Source organism: Bradyrhizobium sp. USDA 4449 (assembly GCF_054056275.1).
The window spans coordinates 6,652,348-6,673,335 of record NZ_JBSRYD010000001.1; the positions used below are offsets into that span (position 1 = coordinate 6,652,348).

24 protein-coding genes and 2 tRNA genes are annotated in these 20,988 nt (G+C 64.0%); 12 read left to right on the forward strand and 14 right to left on the reverse strand.

What is annotated here, in order from left to right:
- Nucleotides 1–8 precede the first annotated feature (8 nt).
- On the forward strand, nucleotides 9–659 hold the full coding sequence (locus ACVIIW_RS31325) for a GntR family transcriptional regulator (RefSeq protein ID WP_456704230.1): 651 nt from the start codon (nucleotides 9–11) through the stop codon (nucleotides 657–659).
- A gap of 561 nt (nucleotides 660–1,220) precedes the next feature.
- Here ACVIIW_RS31325 and ACVIIW_RS31330 read toward each other — a convergent pair.
- Nucleotides 1,221–1,306: transfer RNA gene (locus ACVIIW_RS31330), tRNA-Tyr, on the reverse strand.
- Nucleotides 1,307–1,513: 207 nt separating this feature from the next.
- On the opposite strand from ACVIIW_RS31330, the gene rlmB reads away from it, so the two are divergent.
- The gene (gene rlmB / locus ACVIIW_RS31335) at nucleotides 1,514–2,344 is read left to right on the forward strand and encodes a 23S rRNA (guanosine(2251)-2'-O)-methyltransferase RlmB (RefSeq protein ID WP_456704231.1); all 831 of its coding nucleotides are present in this window, start codon (nucleotides 1,514–1,516) and stop codon (nucleotides 2,342–2,344) included.
- A 62-nt stretch (nucleotides 2,345–2,406) separates the two neighbouring features.
- Here the strand turns inward: rlmB and ACVIIW_RS31340 are convergent, their stop codons facing one another.
- Nucleotides 2,407–2,904: a hypothetical protein gene (locus ACVIIW_RS31340; RefSeq protein WP_456704232.1), complete on the reverse strand. Its 498-nt coding sequence runs from the start codon at nucleotides 2,902–2,904 to the stop codon at nucleotides 2,407–2,409.
- Nucleotides 2,905–2,947: 43 nt separating this feature from the next.
- On the reverse strand, nucleotides 2,948–3,433 hold the full coding sequence (locus tag ACVIIW_RS31345; protein WP_456704233.1) for a hypothetical protein: 486 nt from the start codon (nucleotides 3,431–3,433) through the stop codon (nucleotides 2,948–2,950).
- Nucleotides 3,434–3,703: 270 nt separating this feature from the next.
- Between ACVIIW_RS31345 and ACVIIW_RS31350 the strand changes: the two genes are divergently transcribed.
- Nucleotides 3,704–4,156, forward strand: coding sequence for a hypothetical protein (locus ACVIIW_RS31350; protein WP_456704234.1), 453 nt, complete (start codon nucleotides 3,704–3,706; stop codon nucleotides 4,154–4,156).
- 164 nt (nucleotides 4,157–4,320) lie between these two features.
- Nucleotides 4,321–4,395: transfer RNA gene (locus tag ACVIIW_RS31355), tRNA-Thr, on the forward strand.
- 19 nt (nucleotides 4,396–4,414) lie between these two features.
- Here the strand turns inward: ACVIIW_RS31355 and ACVIIW_RS31360 are convergent.
- Nucleotides 4,415–4,834, reverse strand: a complete 420-nt coding sequence (locus ACVIIW_RS31360) for a GFA family protein (RefSeq protein ID WP_456704235.1) — start codon at nucleotides 4,832–4,834, stop codon at nucleotides 4,415–4,417.
- A 218-nt stretch (nucleotides 4,835–5,052) separates the two neighbouring features.
- Here ACVIIW_RS31360 and ACVIIW_RS31365 point away from each other — a divergent pair, with 218 nt between their 5' ends.
- Complete coding sequence (locus tag ACVIIW_RS31365; protein WP_456704236.1) at nucleotides 5,053–5,808, forward strand: dienelactone hydrolase family protein; 756 nt, start codon at nucleotides 5,053–5,055, stop codon at nucleotides 5,806–5,808.
- A gap of 10 nt (nucleotides 5,809–5,818) precedes the next feature.
- Here the strand turns inward: ACVIIW_RS31365 and ACVIIW_RS31370 are convergent, their stop codons facing one another.
- The 3 genes from ACVIIW_RS31370 to ACVIIW_RS31380 form a co-directional block, all read right to left on the reverse strand.
- Nucleotides 5,819–6,538 carry a class I SAM-dependent methyltransferase gene (locus ACVIIW_RS31370; protein WP_456704237.1) on the reverse strand — a complete coding sequence of 240 codons (720 nt, stop codon included), beginning with the start codon at nucleotides 6,536–6,538 and terminating at the stop codon, nucleotides 5,819–5,821.
- A gap of 156 nt (nucleotides 6,539–6,694) precedes the next feature.
- Nucleotides 6,695–8,389 (reverse strand): methyl-accepting chemotaxis protein, encoded by a 1,695-nt coding sequence (locus ACVIIW_RS31375; RefSeq protein WP_456704238.1) that lies wholly within the window; start codon nucleotides 8,387–8,389, stop codon nucleotides 6,695–6,697.
- 200 nt (nucleotides 8,390–8,589) lie between these two features.
- On the reverse strand, nucleotides 8,590–8,757 hold the full coding sequence (locus ACVIIW_RS31380) for a hypothetical protein (protein WP_456704239.1): 168 nt from the start codon (nucleotides 8,755–8,757) through the stop codon (nucleotides 8,590–8,592).
- Between the two features lie 107 nt (nucleotides 8,758–8,864).
- Between ACVIIW_RS31380 and ACVIIW_RS31385 the strand changes: the two genes are divergently transcribed.
- Together ACVIIW_RS31385 and ACVIIW_RS31390 are read left to right on the forward strand one after the other, a co-directional pair.
- Nucleotides 8,865–9,242 (forward strand): hypothetical protein, encoded by a 378-nt coding sequence (locus ACVIIW_RS31385; protein ID WP_456704240.1) that lies wholly within the window; start codon nucleotides 8,865–8,867, stop codon nucleotides 9,240–9,242.
- A gap of 362 nt (nucleotides 9,243–9,604) precedes the next feature.
- Nucleotides 9,605–9,859 carry a hypothetical protein gene (locus tag ACVIIW_RS31390; RefSeq protein WP_456704241.1) on the forward strand — a complete coding sequence of 85 codons (255 nt, stop codon included), beginning with the start codon at nucleotides 9,605–9,607 and terminating at the stop codon, nucleotides 9,857–9,859.
- Here ACVIIW_RS31390 and ACVIIW_RS31395 read toward each other — a convergent pair.
- The 4 genes from ACVIIW_RS31395 to ACVIIW_RS31410 form a co-directional block, all read right to left on the reverse strand.
- Complete coding sequence (locus ACVIIW_RS31395; protein ID WP_456704242.1) at nucleotides 9,849–10,106, reverse strand: hypothetical protein; 258 nt, start codon at nucleotides 10,104–10,106, stop codon at nucleotides 9,849–9,851. The two genes, ACVIIW_RS31390 and ACVIIW_RS31395, sit on opposite strands and share 11 nt — an antisense overlap.
- Before the next feature lie 237 nt (nucleotides 10,107–10,343).
- Nucleotides 10,344–11,051: an outer membrane protein gene (locus tag ACVIIW_RS31400; RefSeq protein WP_456704243.1), complete on the reverse strand. Its 708-nt coding sequence runs from the start codon at nucleotides 11,049–11,051 to the stop codon at nucleotides 10,344–10,346.
- Between the two features lie 285 nt (nucleotides 11,052–11,336).
- Nucleotides 11,337–11,759, reverse strand: a complete 423-nt coding sequence (locus ACVIIW_RS31405) for a hypothetical protein (RefSeq protein ID WP_456704244.1) — start codon at nucleotides 11,757–11,759, stop codon at nucleotides 11,337–11,339.
- 208 nt (nucleotides 11,760–11,967) lie between these two features.
- Entirely contained in the window at nucleotides 11,968–12,342 is a 375-nt protein-coding gene (locus tag ACVIIW_RS31410; protein ID WP_456704245.1) for a His-rich protein BRANT, read from the reverse strand.
- Nucleotides 12,343–12,591: 249 nt separating this feature from the next.
- Here ACVIIW_RS31410 and ACVIIW_RS31415 point away from each other — a divergent pair, with 249 nt between their 5' ends.
- Nucleotides 12,592–13,134, forward strand: coding sequence for a tetratricopeptide repeat protein (locus tag ACVIIW_RS31415; RefSeq protein WP_456704246.1), 543 nt, complete (start codon nucleotides 12,592–12,594; stop codon nucleotides 13,132–13,134).
- A gap of 109 nt (nucleotides 13,135–13,243) precedes the next feature.
- Nucleotides 13,244–14,629, forward strand: a complete 1,386-nt coding sequence (locus tag ACVIIW_RS31420) for a serine hydrolase domain-containing protein (protein WP_456704247.1) — start codon at nucleotides 13,244–13,246, stop codon at nucleotides 14,627–14,629.
- Here ACVIIW_RS31420 and ACVIIW_RS31425 read toward each other — a convergent pair.
- A complete protein-coding gene (locus ACVIIW_RS31425) occupies nucleotides 14,619–16,160 on the reverse strand; it encodes a S10 family peptidase (RefSeq protein ID WP_456704248.1) in 1,542 nt (513 codons plus the stop codon). The genes ACVIIW_RS31420 and ACVIIW_RS31425 overlap by 11 nt on opposite strands.
- Nucleotides 16,161–16,407: 247 nt before the next feature.
- Here ACVIIW_RS31425 and ACVIIW_RS31430 point away from each other — a divergent pair, with 247 nt between their 5' ends.
- From ACVIIW_RS31430 to ACVIIW_RS31440, 3 genes are all read left to right on the forward strand, one after another.
- Nucleotides 16,408–17,187, forward strand: a complete 780-nt coding sequence (locus ACVIIW_RS31430) for an NAD kinase (protein WP_456704249.1) — start codon at nucleotides 16,408–16,410, stop codon at nucleotides 17,185–17,187.
- A gap of 97 nt (nucleotides 17,188–17,284) precedes the next feature.
- On the forward strand, nucleotides 17,285–17,830 hold the full coding sequence (locus ACVIIW_RS31435; protein WP_008133731.1) for a response regulator: 546 nt from the start codon (nucleotides 17,285–17,287) through the stop codon (nucleotides 17,828–17,830).
- 30 nt (nucleotides 17,831–17,860) lie between these two features.
- Entirely contained in the window at nucleotides 17,861–18,439 is a 579-nt protein-coding gene (locus ACVIIW_RS31440; RefSeq protein ID WP_456704250.1) for an Hpt domain-containing protein, read from the forward strand.
- A 126-nt stretch (nucleotides 18,440–18,565) separates the two neighbouring features.
- Here ACVIIW_RS31440 and ACVIIW_RS31445 read toward each other — a convergent pair whose 3' ends face one another.
- Both ACVIIW_RS31445 and ACVIIW_RS31450 read right to left on the reverse strand, forming a co-directional pair.
- Nucleotides 18,566–19,741 (reverse strand): DUF2336 domain-containing protein, encoded by a 1,176-nt coding sequence (locus ACVIIW_RS31445; protein WP_456704251.1) that lies wholly within the window; start codon nucleotides 19,739–19,741, stop codon nucleotides 18,566–18,568.
- Nucleotides 19,742–19,897: 156 nt separating this feature from the next.
- Nucleotides 19,898–20,914, reverse strand: a complete 1,017-nt coding sequence (locus ACVIIW_RS31450) for a lytic transglycosylase domain-containing protein (protein WP_456704252.1) — start codon at nucleotides 20,912–20,914, stop codon at nucleotides 19,898–19,900.
- Nucleotides 20,915–20,988: the final 74 nt, after the last annotated feature.

Consider the following 20,988-nt stretch of genomic DNA (forward strand, 5'->3'; position numbering starts at 1 on the left):
GGCAGCCAATGCGGGTTCGCGTCTCCGATGAGCTTTGTCGACGGATCGAAAGCGATATCGCCGAGGGACGGCTGCTCCCGGGCGACAAGCTGGACGAGCAGAGCCTCGCCAGACGCTTTTCGGTCTCGCGGACGCCAGCGCGGGAAGCGCTGCTTCGCTTGGCCAATGAGGGTCTCGTCAAGTTCAGGTCGCGCCAAGGCGCAACCGTCGCGAGCATGACACCCCAGCGAGCGATCGGCATGGTCGAAATTCTCACTGCGCTCGAAGCGGAGGCTGCCGGTCTGGCGGCGCGCCGAATGACTGTCGCCGAACGAGCCGGCCTGCGTGAGATACACGAGCAGTGCGCACAAGCCGTGCACACCGGCAACACGGCGCGCTACGTCGAACTCAACACCGCATTTCACCAAGCCATCTACGCTGGCGCGCGCAACACGCCGTTGGCCGATCTCGTGACTGAAACCCGCCTTCGGATGCGGTTCTTCCGGCATCAGAGCTTGTCGCGACCGGCCCGCCTGGCGGCATCATTCGGCGAGCACGCTCTGATAGTCAGGGCGATTGAAACAGGGAGCGAAAGTGACGCACAGCAATCGATGCGCGCTCACATCATCGTCGGAGGCAACCTCTTTGCCGACATGGTCGCTTCCATCAAGCCCGAGTGACCGGCTCACAGCGTCTAACCCTGGCCAACCCTCCGTCGATCGAAGGAACTGCAGTTCTGGCCTTCGCGCAGAAGTCCATCGGTTCTAACGCTAAGCGAGCACGCGCCGAAACACTCGGCAGCAACAGAGTTGCCCACTCAACGAACTCAGCAGCTCACATTCTTGCTGGGATCGAACCTTTGCGCAATCAGCTAGACCCTATGACCACTTATACTGCTCAGCGCGTTTTGCGAGAACCGCTTGCAGCCTCTGATCCATAGACCACCTGTCGATCCTGCGGCGAGTGGCCAAGATTAGCTTGCGGGACCGTTCGGCCGGTGCCGTGGAAATCCAAAATATTGCAGCAGCGCAACTGCGAGATTTCGCGCGGGCGCATTGCGCGCTGGAGGCCGTCATCGGTTAGCGCGGCAACTGCCGGCATATGCAAAACGCACACGCAAGCAACAGATCTCCGGCACCACCAAGAGCGTAGTGACCCATCGGTGACCCACGCCAAAATAAGAAGCTTCTTTTGCCATCAAAGCCAGGGGCCGGGGACACTAATATCGTGCAAAATCAAGATGGTGGGGGAGGCAGGACTCGAACCTGCGAAGCCATGAGGCGGCTGATTTACAGTCAGCTCCCTTTGCCACTCGGGACACTCCCCCGCTCGACGGCAGCACAATCGGGCCGGACCTTGCCGGCGGACCGAAAACGGCCATGGAACGTGAAGGCCGCGACAGCCCGGATGGGGGCGCGACCGGGCGCGTTTATGGGCGAAGCGATGGGGCAAAGTCAACCGAGGCGAACAGCTAAAATCGCGATCGCAGCCACCCAAATTGCCATATTCCGGGACCCGTGACACAAGCGAGGCCATGAAGGATCGAAAATTCGTGCCCAAAGGGCCCCGCGGCGGGTCTAAGCCTTTCAACAGACCAGGAAAATCGGCCGGCCGGCCGGCGTGGCGCGAGCGCGATTCGCACCCCGACGGCCCCGTCATCCTCTATGGCTGGCACACCGTCACCATGGCGCTGGCCAACCCCGAGCGGCGGATCCGCAAGCTGACGCTGACCGAGAACGCCGCTCGGCGCCTGGCCGACGAAAACATCGAAACCCGCATCGCACCCGAGATCGTCCGGCCCCAGGAGATCGATCGCCTGCTCTCCCCCGACGCCGTGCATCAGGGCCTGTTGGCCGAAGCCGATCCCCTTCCCTCGCCTGATATCGAGACGCTGAAGCAGGAAGGCATGGTGCTGGTGCTCGACCAGATCACCGATCCGCACAATGTCGGCGCCATCCTGCGCTCCGCCGCGGCGTTCGCGGTCAAGGCGATCGTCACCACTGCGCGCCATAGCCCGGAAGCGACTGGCGTGCTCGCCAAAGCCGCCTCGGGCGCGCTGGAGCTGGTGCCGATGGTCTCAGTGCAAAACCTCGCGCGTGCGCTGACGGCGTTGAACGAGCGCGGCTTCCAGACCGTCGGCCTCGATAGCGAAGGCAGCGAGGATCTCTCCGACGTCTCCCTGCGCGAGCCGCTCGTGCTGGTGCTGGGCGCCGAAGGCAAGGGCCTTCGGCAGTTGACGCGCGAGACGTGCAGCGTCGTGGCGCGGCTCGACATGCCCGGCGCAATTAAGAGCCTCAATGTTTCGAACGCTGCCGCGCTCTCGCTCTATGTCGGCGCTGTCAGGCTCGGGCTGATGAAGCGCTAGAAAGAGAAAGCGCCCGTCCGCATGACGCGAACCGGCGCTTCATCAGTTCAACCGATCAGAGATCAGTAATAGCGGCGCAGCACGCGATGGCCGCCGTAATACGGCTGATAGCGATGGACGTAGCCGTAGCGCGGACCGTAGCCGTAATGCGGACGCGGCAGGTAGCCGTAACGGGGGCCGTAGCCGTAGCGATACGGACGGTAGTACGGGCGATGATGGTAGGGATGGGCGGCAGCGCGATAGCCATAGCCGTAGCCATAATTGGCGGGCGCGACGACCGCGTCTTCCTGGTAGGTCGGATACGGAGCGAAAGCGCCCGGACCGGTATAGGTCGGGCCCTGGTTGACGTAGTAGTACTGCGTCGTCGGCTCGGCCAGGCGCTCATAGCCATAACCATAGCCATAGCCGGCGCCGTAGCCATAACCACCGCAACCAGTGTTGCAGCCGGAGAACACCGGCGCAACCGGCTGGCACGGATTGAAGCCGCAGGCCATGGCCGGCGCGCTGCCCACGAACATCACGGCAGCCGCCGCGACCAGTCCCGAAATCATCTGACGCATTACTCTCTCCTGTTGATTTTCGTGTTGTTTGATTCTGGCGTTCTCAACCCGGCGGTTTGCCGGGTATTCCTGCATGCGGCCGCGGGCGAGCACGGCGCGGATGGTCGTTGATCTCTGGCGCGAGGATCACCGGCGGCGGGTTGACCGGCACATCCATTTGCGGCGGCAGCGGCGCGGACTGCACGCCCAAGCTCTCATGGTAGCTCTCGGCCGGCTTCGGCAATTTGCGGTTTGCGGGCGGCTCGATTTCGAGGCGGCCATAGCCGGGCTGCAAGCCCATGCTTGGATAGTAGTGACCGACATCTGAGGGCTGCCGCTCGGCCACGTAGCGCCCGCCATAGATCGTGGGCTGCACCTGGACGTTCTTGCCAAGGCCCCAGACACCTTCGACAACGGTGTAGGACGCATCGATATTATTGATGATGATAGGCACGCCGGGACGGCCAGGCACCACGATGTCGAAGCCGCCGCCGGCCAAAGCCGTTGCGGGCAGTCCGATCAGAAAGGCTGCAAGCGCCAAAGCGCGCATGGAAATATCCCGGTTGTCCGGATTGCAAGCTATCGGATTGCGACATCGAGAGGGTTAAGGACAGCCGGCCAAATTCCGGTAAGCCTAACGCGTAAGCGTCGCGCGTCGCTCAAATCCTGCGGCTCGTCCTAGCGAAGCGTTAACGGCGCTGCTGCCGCGAGCGGCCTGGTTCCACCCGCTCACATCGGTTTGACTGCAATTCAGGCCTGCTCTCGGAACGTCCGCCGTTCGCCGACATTTAGCTCCCCGTCAATTCAAAGGGAGACAACAATGACGAAGATGAAGCTCCTCGGCGCAGTCGCGATCGCGACGACCATGGTGACCGGCGCCGCGATGGCGCAAACGGTCGTGGCGAGTCCCGGCGGCTGCGATCCCCAATTTCCCAACGCCAACTGCAGGAATCTCGGTTACTCCGACCACGGCTATCGCCATCACCGGGTAAGCTACCGACAAACTAATCGCGACTGGAATAACGACTGGAACAGGACCCACACCGGATTCTGGCCGACGGACGTCGCGGGCGATGTGGCCGGCGCCGCAATCGGCACCGCGGGCGCGATCGCAACCGCCCCGTTCCGCGCCATGGATAACAGCTACGCCTACGACAATTCCTGGGACAATCGCGGTTGGGATCACCGCACCTATGCCCAGCGCAACGGTTTCGTCTGCACGCCCGGGACTTGGTTCAAGGGCGATGACGGCCGCCGCCACATCTGCCAGTAAGCCGATCCAGAAGCGAGCGACCCCAAACAGGCGGCCTCCGGGCTGCCTGTTTCATGCCCGCAGGAAGCGGGCGGGTTCTGGCACTTTCCGATGAAGTCTGGTATTGCGACGCCCGGGCGGGCAGCCCGGCGCATGCCGGCCCCTGCCCGCTTGCTCAAGGCGTCGCCGGCTTAGCTCAGCGGTAGAGCAGCGGTTTTGTAAACCGAAGGTCGGGGGTTCAATCCCCTCAGCCGGCACCAGCACCCGATCGCGCATTGCTCAGCTTGATGCCTTCGGCAGGCTGCCCTGTTGCAGATGCTCGACATCAAGACCCGTAATCTCCACCCAGGCGTGTTTCGACCGCTCGAACACCGATTTGATCGGCGCCGGAAAATTCGGGTCCGCGATCGCACCGACGGCAACGCCGATCATCCCTGGGAGCTTGTCGGGCGCCCAACAAACCGTCGAGCCGCAATCAGGGCAAAAATAGCAGCGAACCCTGCCGCCGCTCTCGCCGAAGCGAACATACTCCTTCGGCGTCCCCGAGATCGTGACGGCTTCGAGTGGATAGAAGGCACCAACGCCGAATGGCGCGCCGGTCCGGCGCTGGCATGCGAGACAATGACAGGCCGCGACCACGTTGGGCGGCCCCGGTAGCGACAGCGCAATGGCGCCACAACTGCATCTAGCATCGATCATCGAGCATGCTCCTTGCGTCGGGCGCTTTGGTGTCCGGGCGTGTGTGTGAGGAGGAGGTCGAGAGTGTCGTCGGACAACGCGTGACAGGCGTGCTGGTCCTGCCCCTCCCGCGTCACGACGGTGAGACTATCGGGGGAAGGCTCTCGTCAAGATTCCGTCGCTAGGGCAATATAGACGCGATGCATCACATCGGACAACGTTTCTCCTGCGAGCCCCAGATGATCAGCCGACGCGCGGCTCTGGCCGGTTTCGCTGCACTTTTGTCCCCAGCCACCGCACGCGGCGCGCCGGGCGAGCAGTTCGAGGTCACAAGCGGCCAGGACAGCTTGCTGGTGTCCCGCTATGCAGCGAGGGCCGAGGGAAAGCGTCCCGCCGTAATCGCATTGCACGGCGCCCGCGGCATTGAGCTCAGGGCCCGCGCCTATGAGCGATATGCCGATGCGCTGGCGGCGCGAGGCATCGACACTTACTTTCTGCGCTACATGACGCCGGCCGATATGGCTGCATTGATATCCACCTCCCATGCGAGCCGTGAGGCCTATGAGAGGACGCGGTTTGACGGCTGGGCCGACACGGTCGCCGCCACCGTGACGGCGGTGCTCGCCCGATCCGACAGTTCGGGACGCATCGGCCTGCTCGGCTTTTCGCTGGGCAGCTACATCGCCGCTGAGGCCGCCGTGCGCGACACCCGGGTCGCAGCCCTCGCGGTGCTCTATGGCGGCATGCCCCAGGACATGACCACCAAGATCAGGCATATGCCGCCGCTGATCGCGCTGCACGGCGAAGCGGACAAGAACGTCCCAATCGAGGAAGGTCGGCAACTCGTCGCGCTCGGGAAGTCAGCCGGCGCCGAGACCGAATTCGTGCCGTATCCCGGCAAGGCCCACGGCTTCGATTTCGCCGACACCGACCCGGCGACGGCGGATGCGATCGGTCGGGTCACGCGGTTCTTCCAAGCCAAACTCGCTGCCTGAATCGATCGGCTCAAGCCGGCTTCTGCCACTCCATGATGTGAAAATACGGCACGCGACGATGACTTGCGATCCTCGCGGGATCGCCTGCCGTGGGCTGTGGTTCGACGAACAGGCGCAACTGGAGGCCCTGATCGAGCAGCAGGGTCATATAGGTGCTGAGTGGACGGTGCCAGTTCTGGACACGGATGCCGCTCCAGCTGACCCAGATCGGCCGCTCGTCCATGTAGTGATCGATCGAAAAGCGTGCGACGCCTTCACCGTCGCGCGTCCAGCCGTCGGGCTGGCCTGCGGTATTGAAGCTCGTCAGGTTGGCGATCAGCAATGTGCCGCCCGGCCGCAGCGCCGCCGCCATCTTTGCGATCGCGGCCGCGAGATCGGGCATGTCGATCAGGCTGAGATAGCTGACCACGAGATCGAAATTCGCATCGACCTCCATCGTCTCGGCACGGCCGAGCCGGTAATCGCCATTCGGGTCGAGCTCTTTGGCGCGCATGAGCAGTGCATCGGTCGGATCAATACCGGTGGTGCGGATGCCTGCGCGCTGCATGATACGGCAAAAGCGGCCCTCGCCGCAGCCGACGTCCAACGCACGGAGGAAGCCGCGCCCCTCGACGCGCGCGCGCATCGGCGCATCAAGCACGCAGCGGCGGCCATAGTCACCATCCTCGCCTTGCTCGACGATCCAGGCGGACGCAGAGGCGCTCCAGCCGTCGCTGACATCCTCGCTCATCGCACTACCCTCGGGAGTTGGCCGCCCGCATCGCGGGACGGCTACTGACCACAGATTGGATCAGAGTACAACATGAGGTAGCATGCGCTGCTGCCGCAACAGGATCTGCGGCGTCCCGGCGGCGCGAGGCCGCCGGACTTTGGACATCGAGCGGGCTCAGGCCGCGCGCACGGTCCGCAGGAATTTGCCGACTTCGTCCTTCAGCCGGGTGCTGTCCGTCGCCAGCATCTTCGCGGTCGACAGCACCTGCGAGGACGCCGATCCGGTCTCGGTCGCGCCGCGCTGGACGTCCGTAATGTTGGTCGAGACCTGCTGGGTGCCGTGCGCGGCCTGCTGCACGTTGCGCGAGATTTCCTGGGTCGCGGCGCCCTGCTCCTCGACGGCTGCGGCAATGGTCGAGGACACCTCCGACAGCCGCTCGATGGTGGCGGAGATGTCGCGGATCGCCGTCACCGATTCCTGGGTGGCGTTCTGGATGCCGGAGATCTGCTGGCTGATCTCGCCGGTCGCCTTTGCGGTCTGCTCGGCCAGCGTCTTCACCTCGGAGGCGACGACGGCAAAGCCGCGGCCGGCCTCACCGGCGCGCGCCGCCTCGATGGTGGCATTCAGGGCGAGCAGATTGGTTTGGCCCGCAATGGTGTTGATCAGCTCAACGACGTCGCCGATCCGCGTCGCCGCAATCGAGAGCTCGCTGACGCGGTCGGTGGTGGCGCGGGCCTGGTTGACGGCCTCGCTCGCCATCCGCGCGGATTCCTGCACCTGCCGGCTGATCTCGTTGACCGAGGACGACAATTCCTCCGTGGCGGTCGCAACCGACTGGACGTTGCTGGTGGCCTCGCCCGAGGCGACCACGACCACGGAGGTCAGCTCCTGGGCGCGCTGCGCGGTGCTGGCAAGCGTTGAGGACGACGCCTCGAGCTCGGTGGAGGCAGATCCGACAGTATCGATGATCTCGCCGACCGCGCGCTCGAAGCCATCGGCGAGGTTGACCATGTCGCGGCGGCGCTGCTCGGCGGCCTGCTTCTCGGCTTCCACCTGCGCCGCCTTGAGCCGCTCGACCTCGAGCGCGTTGGTCTTGAACACCTCGACCGTCTTGGCCATCTCGCCGATCTCGTCGCGGCGGTCCTTCTCGGGCACTTCGGTCTTCAGGTCATTGCGCGCCAGGCCCTCCATGGCGAGCTTGAGCCGTGCAATCGGACGGGACATCGCCACGAGACCGATGAAGAGCGCGATCGCGATGCCGATGATCAGGCCGCCGGCGCTGACGCTCAATACGGTCCAGATCGCGGATTTGGCCTCGCCCTCGATGGCTTCCTTGCGCTGGGTCACGGCCTTGGCCGTGTGCGTGAACTTGGCAACGCGTTCAAGGGCCGCATCGATCAGCGGGTCACACTCCTTGTGAGCACGATCAGCCGCCTTGGCATTGTCCTCCGGGCTGGTTGCAGCCGCGCCGGCCCGCAGCACCGGATCGCAGCCTGCAAAGACGCCCTTCAACTGCTCGCCGACGCTCCTCGTTTCGGCCGCGCGCGCCGGCTCATCCTGCTCCGCAGCGGTCAGATATTGGCCGATTTCATTGCGGTTCTGGTCCGCGATTCTGAGGCGATTGGCGTTGCCGGCCTCGGTCGACTCGGTGAACACGGCATAGAGCGCGGCGTGATAGGTCTCGATGCGGCGCTGGGCGCGTATGAGGTTGAGGGAAGCAGACTGCATCGCTGTGACTTCGCTGAAGCCGTCGACCGTCGCCGACAATTCGCGAATGGCAAACGCGGCAACTGCAAGCAGGGCAACGCCCATCACCGTCACAATCAGCGCAACTTTCATTACGATCTTCAAATTATTCAGAATGCTCATCGCAGCCGCCTTCAAACACTTGGTTCCAGCACTGGAACTCCCATTGCGCGATTGGAACCGAAGAAAATTAACATTTGATAGAAAATGTCGTGGATGCCGTTAGGGGAAAATACCCAATGGGGCGCGTCAGTAAGCCTGGCGTAAGCTTGAGCCTACTTTCAAGGCGTTCCGGCATCCGCAAACGGCAATTCGCGCCCGCGCTAGCGATCCCGGGAGACCTCGTGGCCGTCATCGGTCCGGGCTTGAGCGCGCACCAGATCCTCGACGAAGGCGATCACCCGCGCCCGCTTCTCCGGCGGGAGTGACAGAAAGGCGCGCACGAGCCGCAGGCCCTGCGCTTCGTTTGACGGGTCGGCCGTGGTGTCCATCGGTGCAATGTCAGACGTCCGGGAAAAATATGCAACCCCCCTGGCGCGCACCGTGCTTGATTCGCGGCCCCGGCTTTGGTGAAATAGTGCCAACAGGGTGGTGGATCATGAAGTGGATCAGGGAGCGCGACGCACTGATCGCGCAAACACTGGCCTTCGTGCAATCGGTGTCCGGCAAGAAGGACGATCTCCGTCAGCGGGATGACGCTCCGGCTGCGCCGGTCCTGGCGGCGAAGTTCGTCTCCGTCGAGCCGGCCACCGCCACGGTCAAGCCGCAAGAGGCCGAAGCAGCGCCGCAGCCCTATCCTGTACCTCCGCCCCGGCTCGGTGGCGATTTCCGCAGCGAGATGCAGGCACGTATCGCCAGCTTCAGACAGCATCAGGAGCGCTTCGAGCGCGAGCGGGAGGAATATTGTGCGGCGACCCTAAGCAGGGTCCGCGCCGCGATCAACGACCCTTCTCTCCGTCCGGAAGCCGACAAGTGAGGCTGCCGCCTCGCGGCCCAAAGAGCTTAGAGCCAAGACCTTACAGCCAAGACCTTACAGCCAAGACCTTACAGCCAAGACCAAACCAGCCAGAGATTGGCCGCGCAGGCGCTGAATAGTCCCAGCGTCAGTGGCAGGAGCATGTGCCCGCAGCAGGTTTTCAGGTCGGTCGTCATGGGCGGAAACATCCGCTGATTCCGCCAAATGAGTCCCAAAGTTTCTTTTTCTCCGGATTCAGGACTCGTTAAGGACTCAGGGCCCGGCTGAAACTGAACCGCATCACCGGCCCCATCACGGCCCCGTGATCGAACCGGAACCGCTCGACCCATGAAGCCGTTAACGCGCTTTCCGGAGCGGAGATCATGCCCTACGCCCTGTTCTGCAATGACAGCCAGATCAGCAAAGCCTATCCGGATGAATGCGACGTCTGGAAGCTCGCGCAACGCAGCGGCCTGGTCGTGGACATCGGCACCGACGATGAGCGGCCGGGTCCGCGAAGGGTGCTCGACAACGACTACGAGATCAAATCCTGCCGGGCCGCCCAAGGCGAGGACCCCGCCCAGAACAAGGCGGACGCTGACCGGGAATCCGGCATGGAGCTTCAGCTCAATTCGTAAGGTCTGGCAGAGGCGCGATCGCCAGAGAGGCCTGCTCACCCGCGATCGCGACACAGGCCTTGCGGCGGTGCAGCCCGCGGATCGCCCCGGTCACCTTCAGCACCTTGCCGGGCGCACAGGAGGCGTCCTTCACGAAGGCGACCTCGTAAGGTGCCAACATCAGCGGCTCGGATTTGAGGATTGTTTGGGCAGAACACGGCACGGCGATCATGCATGAGACCACCACCACCGACGCCAACATACGCATGTTCGTTGTCCCACCAGCCGGCAATTCAGTAATAACGCTTTCCAGAGCGCGAGTTCCGTAAGCCGCAAAAATTATTTTTGCTTTACTCGATCCCCGTGACACCAGTGAGAAAGCGCGTGCCGGACTGTTTGCTTGCAAATGACGCGCCAGATGGTTCACATAATCCAAACAACCCGGCCAAACGAAAGGCCGGCGGGAAGCCGGCCTTTCAATCGTTGTCGTGCTCGTCCGGTCGGCTCAGTAGCGCGAGGCCGCCGGACCGCCCCAGCCGAAACGGTAGTTCACACCGACCTTGACGGTATGCTCGTCGTCCCGACCGCGGACGCCGACGATGTCGGCCGGACCCGACGTGAAGGTGGTGCTGCCGAAATTATAATACTGGTATTCGGCCTTGGCCGACCAGTTCGGCGCGAACATGTATTCGAGGCCGGCGCCGACGGTGTAGCCGTCCTTGCTGTTGCCGGTGGCGGTGAAGGTCTGCGGGACGCCGGCGATATTGACGCCGAGGCCGCCATTGCGCCAGGCGTAGCCGCCCTTGGCGTAGAGCAGCGTCGGACCCCAGGTGTAGCCGATGCGCCCGGTCACCGAGCCGAGCTGGTCGGTGTTGGAGGTCACCTGCGTGCCCAGCGGGAACGTGACACCGTTGTTGTTGGTCGGCAGCCAGGAATACTGGGCCTCGATACCCAGGACCCAATTGGGCGCGAACTGATAATCGAAGCCGCCCTGCACGCCGCCCATGAAGCGGGCGTCGCTGGATCGGAAGGTGGTGTCGCCGGCGAAGGCGCCGCCGACATGGCCGCCGATGTAGAAGCCGGTCCAGTTGTAGATCACCTGCGGCGGCGTGTAGGCCGGAGCCTTGGTGTAGGTGCGCGGCTGCATGTCGGCTGCGGCCGCCGGTCCGGCCAGCGCGAGCAGAGCTGCTGCACCGAGCAAAATCGTCTTCATGGCTATCCCCGTTCTTTCATTTACGACACTCGGGAAACAACGTGGCGTGAATTGGGTTGCTTCGCGGCGATGCCGGAACGTTGATCGTTCGTGACTGTGACGGAGCGGCAACATCGCGATTTTGTTCCGTCACGCCCCACCGCAGACAGATATTTTCGTCCGCGCGGGTCTTGCGGCAACAATTCGTCGCGAGGCAAAAGCGGCCCGTTCAAAGCTCGCCAAAATGTGATGCAGCGGCTCCGGCGGCTGCTGTTCTAGCACCACCCGATGAAGGTGGGCTTTGCACTATCGCGTCATCTTTTCCAGTTCCGGAAAGGGCGCGTAAACCGCACCGGCGCAGAGCTCGCTTGCGCGCTCGATGACGCGATCGGCCCGGCCATTGACGTAGATGATGGCGCGCTCGCGCATCGTCTTGTAGCTGCCGTCGGTCTCGCGGGGCGTGAAGTGCAGGCAGCTGACATAGAACTGCCGGCCACCGACTTCCCGCAGCACCGGATCGGCCATGCTGGCGTCGCGCACACCGACGGGATTGTTGAGATAGCTGCGCATCAGGGCCAGCGCATCGCCACGAAAATTGTCGGGAAACGGCTGAGGCCCTCCAGCCTGGGTCCCCTCCATCAGGGACGGCCGGTCGCCATCACTGCCGAAACAGGCGGTGAGCGCCAAAGGCAGCACCAGGATCGCCGCGCGTTTCGCCAATCGCCCCAAGAATCAAACTCTCCGGCCACCCGCTTCAGAATATGTTCTAGCCTCGAGGTTGCGCAAAGGGAATTCGCTTCCGCCAGCCTGCAGACAGCGCACCGGCCCGCCGCCAGCTCCTCGCGCTTTCGCGCCAGGCATGACGAACGGGCCGGGCCTGAACTCCAGGCGAGACGACGGGGCAATGCCAGGGATGCCGTCTCGCCAGGACCAGTGGTTAGCTGCGCTTCTCGGTGGTCACCGGCTTGGTGAGACCCGACTGCGTCTTCAGCGACTTCTTGACTGACAGATGCTTGTGGTGATGGCGATGCGTCCGCACCATCTTGTGCTCGTCGGGCGTAACGGCGGCGTTCGCGTTCATCGCCTTGGTCTTGGTATCGAGCTTGGCATCAGCCTTCACATCGGCCTTTGCACCCGACTTGATGTCGGCGGTCTTCGCGTCGGGCTTGACGGCTGTGGTCGAGACCTTGCTCTGGGTCTGGTCCGCCTTGATCACCGGCGCTGTCGTCGTGGTCTTGCCGGCTTCAGCGGCGAAGGCCGGGGCTGCGATGACGGAAGCTGCGAGCAAGGCTGCGGAAATGGTCTTCAACATGGTGGTCTCCTCTTGAAGGATCTTGAGGCGGCGCCCTCTCGCCAACTCTTCGATCATGGAGGAGAGCCTAGATGGCGCGTGCTGAACCCGCTCTGAAGCGCACGGCCAGCTTCCGTTCATCTGGATGACAAGTTTGTTATCTTTGCCGGGAATTCGGCCGGGGGACGGCCGGGAATGTTTTTGCCGGCCGGGTGTTCCGGTCTTTGGGCAATCGTGTAGGATCGCCACGTTCCATACGGGAGAACTTTTATGCGCAAACTCTCAACGCTTCTTGTGCCGGGACTTGTCGCCATGAGCTTGGCGGCCGGGCCGGCCCTGACCAGCGCCTATGCCGCGGGGAGTGACGAGCCCTCCTCGCCACCGAAGTCGGACACCTCGACCAAGAAGGGCAAGAAGAAGAGCTCCTCCGTCAACGATCCCAAATTCCTGGCGGCTTATCGCACCGCCTACACCACGATCTACGACAAGAACGACTATGCCAGCGCGATCGGCCAGCTGAAGTCGCTCAACCGCGACGACGTCGCTGACGTTGCCAACCTGATCGGCTACTCGTATCGCAAGCTCGGCGACTACCAGTCGTCGAAGATCTATTACGAGATCGCGCTGAAGGACGATCCGAACCACGTTCGCACCTGGCAGTATTACGGCCTCTGGCAGCTCGAGCAGGGCAACCGCGAGCAGGCGCAGTACCACCTGAACAAGATCGCCTCGCTCGCCGGCACCGACAGCTCCGAGTATCGCTCGCTCGCCGCTGCGCTCGACAAGCCGACCGGCGCGACGCTGGTCTACTGAGACAACCGGATCTTGGCATGGCGCCAACGGGCACAACCTTAACGGTTGTGCCCGTTCTGCTTTCTCGGCTAGCCTTGCTCACCGATCCCCCTCGCCAACCGGTAGCGCAATGGACAATTGGCTGCGATCCGCGATCGACTACATCGGCTCCTGGATTGAATTCCAGCAAACCACGTTCGAGCAACCCGGCGTCATGGTCGCATTCGTCCATCGCGGCGAGGTCGTCGCCGAACATGCCTTCGGGCTTGCCAACCTCGACACCGGCGAGAAGCTCACCCCGCGCCACCGCTTCCGCATCGCCTCGCATTCTAAGAGTTTTACGTCAGCCGGCATCATGAAGCTGCGCGAGCAGCGCAAGCTAAGGCTCGACGATTCCGTCGGCCAATATGTCGGCGGCCTGCATCCACGCATCGCCGAGACGACGATTGCGCAAGTGCTCTCGCATAGTGCCGGGCTGACCCGCGACGGCGCCGATTCCGGCCAGTTCGTCGACAGCCGTCCCTATCTCAACGCCGAAGAGCTGCTCGCCGAGTTGAAGCTGCCGACCGCGATCGAGCCGGGCACGCGCTTCAAATATTCCAACCACGGCTTTGGCCTGATGGGCCTCGTCATTGAAGCGATCACGGCGGAGCCCTACGCTGCCTGGATCAAGCGCGAGATCATCGTACCTGCAGGCCTGCGCGAGACAGAGCCGAGCGCCCCGCTTCCCAAGGAGGCATTGTTTGCACGCGGGCATACGCGCAAGCTGCCGATGGGCGAACGCTGCGTGATCCCAGGCGATAATCCTGCCCACGCAATGGCGTCGGCCGCGGGCTTCGTTGCCACGGCGGCGGACACTGCACGGTTCTTCGCACAGCTCGCGCCTAATGCCAGAAAGAGCGTGCTGTCGGTCGCGAGCCGCCGCGAGATGACGCGCAACCATTGGCGCATCCCGCAGAGCTTCGAGGCCTATTACGGTCTCGGCGTCAACGCCGGAAAGACCGACGGCTGGGACTGGTTCGGCCATGGCGGCGGCTTCCAGGGCTACATCTCGCGGACCTGCTCGATTCCCGAATGCGAGCTATCAATCAGCATTTTCAGCAATTCCATCGACGGCGCGGCACCGTTCTGGATGGACGGCGCGATGCAGATCCTGCGCGTGTTCAAGACCCGCGGCGCACCTGACAGCCGCGTCCGCAACTGGACCGGTCGCTGGTGGACGATCTGGGGCGCGACTGATCTCGTGCCCGCGGGAAACCGCGTGCTGGTCGCCAATCCGCAGTTCAACAATCCCTTCATGGATGCCGGCGAAATCGAAGTCACAGGCCGCGACACCGGCAAGCTCGCCTGGGCCGCCGGCTATTCCAGCCATGGCGAACCGGTGCGCCGCGTCCGCGACAAGCGCGGCAAGGTCAGCGATGTCTGGCTTGCCGGCGCCAACATCAAGCCAGCCAGCGTCGTGGCGCGCGAGATGGCGCGCCGCTATCGATCACGCAGGAAACGCCCTACTCCCTGATCAACGCCTCGACCTCGCTGCGAAACGCCTGCCGCGAGCCGTCGCGCGAATAGAACATGTGACCGCCGGGATAGACGACGAACTTCACGCGCGACGTCGCGAACGCCGGCAGTTGGTCGAGCGCTCGCTGGGTGCCGAAATAGGGCGTGGCGAGATCAAATAGCCCGTGAGCGACCAGCACGTTCAGCTTCGTGTCGGTCGCCAGGATCTGGCGCAGCTCCGACAGCGATTGCGGCGGGTTGATGCCGCCGCCGAAATCCCAGTTGTGCTCGACGGAGCCGTTGAGAACCTCATAGGAGCCATCGGGCCGCCAGTTGAGTTTTCGCGTCAGAACATCGACCGCCGCGCTCGTCAGGGGCGCCTGCAACGCATCGCCCGACGGATCGCCGAAGCGCGAGCTACTCGAATCCGGATAGGGATCGAGACCGCGCACCGAAGCATCGTAGCGTCCGGTTACCATGCCGTTCTTGCGGTCGAGTTCGCGGCGGAATTCGCCGACGTCGAAGCGGCCGGCGAGCCTGCGGCTCACCGCCTTGTCGATGCCGGTGAGCTCGGCGACCCTGTCGGCCAGGCGATTGGTCGCATCCCTGTCCGCTTCGCCCTTGACGAGATCGGCTAAAAATTCGCCGCGCGCATAAGCCTCCACATCGGCGAGATCCGCGCGCTTGACCGGTTCCTTGGCTTCGCGCGCCACCGCCACATAGCTCGGCAGTGTCGCGACATATTGCAGGAGGCTCGTCCCCGTGAACTCGCGGAAGTCAAGCAATGGCGACACCAGGATCAATCCCCTGACGCCGACGCCATGCTGAAGCTGCAGCTGGCGCACGACCTTTGGCCCGCGAATGCCGCCATAGCTCTCGCCGGCAACGTATTTCGGCGAGGTCAGCCGGTCGTGCTTCTCAAGCCAGCGGCGGATCACGAGCGCGATTGAATTGACGTCACCATCGACCGAATAGAACCGTTTTCGCGCATCCTCGCCGCTCGCCAGGACGCGGCTGTAACCGGTGCCGACGGGATCGATGAAAACGAGGTCGGTGAAGTCGAGCCAGGTCTCCGCGTTCGGCTTCACCTCAGGCGACGCCGATGGCGCCAGCCCCTCGCCATCCAGCGGCAGCCGCCACGGCCCGACAGCGCCGAACTGAAGCCACGCCGACGAGGCGCCGGGCCCGCCGTTGAACAGGAACGTCACCGGGCGCGTGCCGCGATCGGCGCCTTCGAGTTCGTAAGACGTGGTGGCGATGTCGGCCAGCGGATCGCCCTTGTCGTCGAACACCCGGATTGAGCCAGCGGTCGCGGCGAAGTTGAGCGTTCGACCGGGCAGATTGAGGGTCTGCTTGGTCGTCGAATCCCCGGGGAGACGACGATCGGAAGCCGAAACCTGCGTCGCATTCTGTCCGCTGCCGGCGCGCCCGCCCTTTTGTCCCGCGTTCGCCGCCGCCTCGCTGTGCGACTGCGGCGGATCGTCGGCGCGCGCTGGGCCTGCGAGCGCGAAAAGCGACAGCGCCAGCACCAGTCTCAACCTCATGGCCATGCCTGTTCTCCCTTGCCCCGCTCGCGGCGCGTCAGCCGCCGATTTAGCCGCCAATTACGACGGTTTGGGGGATCGAAGGCCCTGGACGGGCGTCCCGTGTCCTTGGGCCCGGCTTTTGTCCTGAACCATGCCGCCTCCACGACATCAGTGTTTGCTTTGTCGGGCCGTGATCCTCGACAATGCAGGCCAAGGTCGTATAGACGACCTCGGCGGAATTTTCTCGAGCCTGCGACACCTGCTGGAAGCCATGACCAAGCCATCGCGATACGACCGGATCGCCTTCGTCGCCAGCCCGGGCAGCGAAGCACAGGCCGCCTTCGGCCAGCTCACCAAGCAATATGGCAATTGCGCCCCGAACGAAGCCGACGTCGTGGTGGCGCTCGGCGGGGACGGATTGATGCTGCAGACGCTGCACCAGCACATGCATACGGGAAAGCCGATCTACGGCATGCACCGCGGCACGGTCGGCTTCCTCATGAACGAATACTCGACGGTCGACCTGCGCGCCCGGCTCGAAGCTGCGCATGAATCCGAGATCAATCCGCTGCTGATGCGCGCGACCGACGTCGAAGGTCGCGTTCATCTGCATCATGCCATCAACGAGGTCGCGCTGTTCCGGCAGACCTACCAGGCGGCGCGCCTGCGTATCCTGATCGACGAGCGCGAACGCATGGCCGAGCTGATCGCCGACGGCATCATGGTGGCGACGCCGGCCGGCTCGACAGCGTACAATCTGTCTGCGCAGGGCCCGATCTTGCCGATCAACGCCGCATTGCTGGCGCTGACGCCGATCAGCGCTTTCCGCCCGCGGCGCTGGCGCGGCGCGCTGCTGCCCAACACGGCCTACGTCGTGATCGAGGTGCTGGAAGGCGACAAGCGCCCGGTGGCCGCGGTCGCCGACCACGACGAGGTGCGCGATGTCCGCCGCGTCGAGGTGCTTGCCGACCGGACGATTGCGATGCGGATGCTGTTCGATCCAGGCCACAGCCTGGAAGAGCGAATCCTGCGCGAGCAATTCGGCGCCTGAACCGTCGGCCGGCACCTTGCCGAAGGCCCGGTGCAACGCTTCGTTAACCCTCGGCACGATATGGTTAACGAAGGTTGACCGCTTTGGCCCGGGCGTCATGTTTCGCATCGACTTCAACAAGCTGCGCTTTCTCGTCTGCGACGACAATCCGCACATGCGCCGCATCCTGCGGACGCTGCTGCATTCGTTCGGCGCGCGCGAAGTCTACGAAGCCGAGGACGGGGCCACCGCGCTGGAAATGTACAGCCATTACGTGCCCGACATCGTCATCACCGACTGGGCGATGCCGATCTTCGACGGGCTCGAACTCGCCCAGATGATCCGGCAGCCGGAATCCAAGGGCAACCCCTACGCACCGATCATCATGCTGACGGGTCACTCCGAGAAGCGCCGCGTCACCGTCGCGCGCGATGCCGGTGTCACCGAATTCCTGGCCAAGCCGATCTCGGCCAAGGGCCTCTATCAACGTATCCTCAACGTCGTCGCCAGTCCCCGGCCCTTCATCAAGACCAAGACCTATTTCGGCCCGGACCGGCGCCGCAACACCAACTCCGCGTATATGGGCCCGGAGCGCCGCGTCGGTGAAAAGCACGAGGTGCTGCAGCAGCCCTCTCTGCTCGACAAGGCCCGCTCTTCCATCTAGCGCAACGTCTCCAACGACGAGGCAGGCATCATGGCGAAGAACAGCGCGAAAGACATCGACGTCAGGGCCTTCGCCACGCACCATGTCATCACGCAACCCAACCCGCTGCGTCGAGTTTTGCGCCGGGTCGAAGCGAAAGACATGGACGATCCGGTCGGCCGCGCCGAACAGGCGCTGGCGGGCCTTGCCGGCCAGTTCAAGGACTGGATGGCGACCGAGGTCAACCGGCTCTCGGCAGCCTATGTCGCGATCCGCAACGACGGCTTCACCAAGGCACGGCGCGACGAGCTGTTTCACGCCGCACACGACATCAAGGGCGACGCCGCCACGTTCGGCTTTCCGGCTGCGGCGGGTGTGGCCGAGAGCCTGTGCCGCGTCATCGAGCACGCGCCTGACATCGAGAAGGTGCCTGCCGAGCTGTTCACGCACCACATCACCGCGATCCTCGCCATCGTGCACGAAAACACCAAGCTCGACAGCATCAGCGTCTCCGCCGAGCTCAGCCGTCGCCTGCGCAAGGTCGCCGACGATTACCTCGCCGACGTCAACCGCGACCGCCCCGAGCACCTCGAAGTGATCATGGCGCCGAGCATCGTGCCGACGGAGTAACGACTGCCCTCTCTTGCCGTCATTGCGAGGAGCAATTGCCGCGAAGCAATCCAGAGTCTTTCTGCGGAAAGATTCTGGATTGCTTCGCTGCGCTCGCAATGACGGAGGTTGTAGGTTCGGCTCGAGCTACGCCGCAATCCGATCGTCATACAAGGGATCGATCGCGTCATCCGCGACCAGCTCGTCGCAGAACAGCCTCGCCTCTTCACGCGCGGACTCGGTTGCGAAGCGGCGCAGCAGGACCATCAGCGGCTCGGTCGCGCCGCGATCGGTCTCGCAATGGGTGAGCACGCGCTCGACCATGCGCCGGCGCAGCCGGACCGCCGTATCGTCGGTGTCGACAAAGCCCTGCTCGTGACAGGCATCGAGCGCGACCTGGAATGCTGCGAACGTCGTCTCGGGTAATCCGGCGCGGCGAAGCAGCGCGTGCAGGCTGTTGCCGCCGCGGTCGTGCAGCAGCGCGGAGACACGCGCGAGCGGCAGGTGGGCGAGCTCGGCGAGTGCGGCGTCGAACAGGTCGAGATTGCTCGACAGCAACGCGCGCAGGATCAAGCCTGCGGTGAGCTGGCCGGTGATACGCAGATGTTTGACGAGGTCCTGCATATCGTCGCCGCGTGAGCGCGCCGCGATATTGATGGTGGAGCGGTCGCGCGCCTCTGATGTCATGCGCTCGGCACGGTCGGCGCTCAGCCAGTTCCGCGCCACGACGAACTGCGCCAGCGTCTCGGAGAGCTTTGCCACCAGCGCGGCACGCGTGGCGGCCGGAATGTCGTCCAGCACCAGCATCGCCTCGCGGATGGCCGCCAGATGGCCATGGCGCTCGACGATGCGATTCCAGGAGAACGGTGCGAGCTCGGCGTTGGGATTTTCGATCAGCTCCAGCGCGGCGGCCGCGCAGCCGACTTCGGCGATGGCGGCGCAGACCGAGACCGGCAACGCGAAGCGCCGGGCGACCGCACATTGTACGTCGTCGTTACCGGTCGCGACGATGTCGACGAGATCGGCATCGATCAGCAGCGGCGAATGTTCGAGCACGGGCAGCGCCACGGTCGGCTGGTCCGCCGACAACGCCCGCACGATCGAGGCCGGCGCATCGGTGCTGCGCGCAAAAGCCTCGGCCATTGCCTGCCGCACGAGCGGCGAGGGATCGTCGAGCAGCATCAGCAGCGCCCCTTCGGCGGCGACGCGATCGTCGTGGGAAAGGTCAGAGATCAGCCAGGCCCGGGCCAATGCCCGTGTTGCCTCCGCCCGCTCACCTGCTGGCGCGGTCCTGATCCAATGAATGAACTGCCGAACAATCATGGTGCTTCCGGCTTACGCAACGAAAAACGAAGCGGTGACGGCTTGTCACCTGCAATACAAAATAAACCACGACGCTTAACAAAGCGTTCACCATAACTGGCTGGTTTTATTGATGATTTGTTAAGGGCTGGAAGCTGCCGAACGGCGCGGTACGCGCTAGCTCGAGAACGTGCCGCTGCGATCGCTGAAGAGATCGAGCGGTTGCGGCGGGCGCACCTCGGGCGTCGCCGAGGCAACGGACATGAGCGAGGCGTTGTTGCCCCACAGTTTTTGCACCGTCGTCGAGACCGGCTGGGTCGCATCGCCGGGCTGATAGATCGAGCGGAATGCGGGCGCAGCCGGCGTATTGTCTGCGACCGTTGCGGACGATGTCGCGCTCACAGCCGCCACGCCACGTGCATCCGGCAAGGCCTGGAGATAGGCGGCGCTATCCACCGCCGGCGCGGTGGGCTGCACGCCGTTGGCGGCGGCGACCTGCGTTGTCGACGGCGTATCGCCATACATCGCCATGGCGCTGCGCGTGGCCTTCCCATTGGCAGCGCTGACGTAGCGCGCATTCAGCACCGAATAGACTTCGGAGACGCTGCGCGCGCGGCCATCCCTGGCGTAGAAGATCGACCGGTTGGAGGACGCGGCGTTGGGAAACAGCCGCGCACCGACAGCCTGCGGATTGTCCTCCGCGTTGGCGATCAGCTTCGCCGCACCGGCGACGCCCATGAAATGCGCCATGTAGAGTTCGCTGTCGGACGGCCTGCGGCCGAGCAGACCGGTGAGCTTGAAGCTGTTGGACTGCGTCAGCGCCGCGGCCATGCTGGATGCGGCGTCGGGATCATCACGCAGCTTCATGATCGATCGCCTCATGAAGGGATCGTCGACGGTGTAACCACCTGACGGCGTCCTGGTGATCGCGTCGGAATAGTTGCCATAACCGAGCTGGGTGCCTGCCTCTTTCACCGTGCCGAGCCAGGTCTGGTCGATGAACTGATAAAGGCCGTGGGCGGACGAGGTGGTGGCGCTGGCCGAGGGATCGAAATCCGATTCCATCTTGGCGGTGGTCAGCATGTATTCGAAGCTGACGCCGGTCTGGCTCGAGGCCTGCTTGATCGCGCCGGCAACACGCCGCGCACCTTCGGTTGCGGCCGTCTGCGAGGCACTGGAATTGTCGACCGACATGATGGCGTGACCGGCCCGCGCGGCGTATGAGCGGCGCCGGCAATTCGGACGCCTGATGGTCCCACCGTGGGACA

Bases quoted from the DNA above. Each gene is read 5' to 3' on its own strand.
- ACVIIW_RS31380 (WP_456704239.1), bottom strand. From the start codon at position 8,757: ATGGACACCACGGCCGACCCGTCAAACGAAGCGCAGGGCCTGCGGCTC.
- ACVIIW_RS31420 (WP_456704247.1), top strand. From the start codon at position 13,244: ATGGACAATTGGCTGCGATCCGCGATCGACTACATCGGCTCCTGGATT.
- ACVIIW_RS31340 (WP_456704232.1), bottom strand. From the start codon at position 2,904: ATGCGTCAGATGATTTCGGGACTGGTCGCGGCGGCTGCCGTGATGTTC.
- ACVIIW_RS31445 (WP_456704251.1), bottom strand. From the start codon at position 19,741: ATGATTGTTCGGCAGTTCATTCATTGGATCAGGACCGCGCCAGCAGGT.
- ACVIIW_RS31375 (WP_456704238.1), bottom strand. From the start codon at position 8,389: ATGAGCATTCTGAATAATTTGAAGATCGTAATGAAAGTTGCGCTGATT.
- ACVIIW_RS31435 (WP_008133731.1), top strand. From the start codon at position 17,285: ATGTTTCGCATCGACTTCAACAAGCTGCGCTTTCTCGTCTGCGACGAC.
- ACVIIW_RS31360 (WP_456704235.1), bottom strand. From the start codon at position 4,834: ATGATCGATGCTAGATGCAGTTGTGGCGCCATTGCGCTGTCGCTACCG.
- ACVIIW_RS31390 (WP_456704241.1), top strand. From the start codon at position 9,605: ATGCCCTACGCCCTGTTCTGCAATGACAGCCAGATCAGCAAAGCCTAT.
- ACVIIW_RS31365 (WP_456704236.1), top strand. From the start codon at position 5,053: ATGATCAGCCGACGCGCGGCTCTGGCCGGTTTCGCTGCACTTTTGTCC.
- ACVIIW_RS31395 (WP_456704242.1), bottom strand. From the start codon at position 10,106: ATGCGTATGTTGGCGTCGGTGGTGGTGGTCTCATGCATGATCGCCGTG.
- ACVIIW_RS31425 (WP_456704248.1), bottom strand. From the start codon at position 16,160: ATGGCCATGAGGTTGAGACTGGTGCTGGCGCTGTCGCTTTTCGCGCTC.
- ACVIIW_RS31370 (WP_456704237.1), bottom strand. From the start codon at position 6,538: ATGAGCGAGGATGTCAGCGACGGCTGGAGCGCCTCTGCGTCCGCCTGG.
- ACVIIW_RS31325 (WP_456704230.1), top strand. From the start codon at position 9: ATGCGGGTTCGCGTCTCCGATGAGCTTTGTCGACGGATCGAAAGCGAT.
- ACVIIW_RS31385 (WP_456704240.1), top strand. From the start codon at position 8,865: ATGAAGTGGATCAGGGAGCGCGACGCACTGATCGCGCAAACACTGGCC.
- ACVIIW_RS31400 (WP_456704243.1), bottom strand. From the start codon at position 11,051: ATGAAGACGATTTTGCTCGGTGCAGCAGCTCTGCTCGCGCTGGCCGGA.
- ACVIIW_RS31440 (WP_456704250.1), top strand. From the start codon at position 17,861: ATGGCGAAGAACAGCGCGAAAGACATCGACGTCAGGGCCTTCGCCACG.
- ACVIIW_RS31410 (WP_456704245.1), bottom strand. From the start codon at position 12,342: ATGTTGAAGACCATTTCCGCAGCCTTGCTCGCAGCTTCCGTCATCGCA.
- rlmB (WP_456704231.1), top strand. From the start codon at position 1,514: ATGAAGGATCGAAAATTCGTGCCCAAAGGGCCCCGCGGCGGGTCTAAG.
- ACVIIW_RS31350 (WP_456704234.1), top strand. From the start codon at position 3,704: ATGACGAAGATGAAGCTCCTCGGCGCAGTCGCGATCGCGACGACCATG.
- ACVIIW_RS31450 (WP_456704252.1), bottom strand. From the start codon at position 20,914: ATGTCGGTCGACAATTCCAGTGCCTCGCAGACGGCCGCAACCGAAGGT.
- ACVIIW_RS31430 (WP_456704249.1), top strand. From the start codon at position 16,408: ATGACCAAGCCATCGCGATACGACCGGATCGCCTTCGTCGCCAGCCCG.
- ACVIIW_RS31415 (WP_456704246.1), top strand. From the start codon at position 12,592: ATGCGCAAACTCTCAACGCTTCTTGTGCCGGGACTTGTCGCCATGAGC.
- ACVIIW_RS31345 (WP_456704233.1), bottom strand. From the start codon at position 3,433: ATGCGCGCTTTGGCGCTTGCAGCCTTTCTGATCGGACTGCCCGCAACG.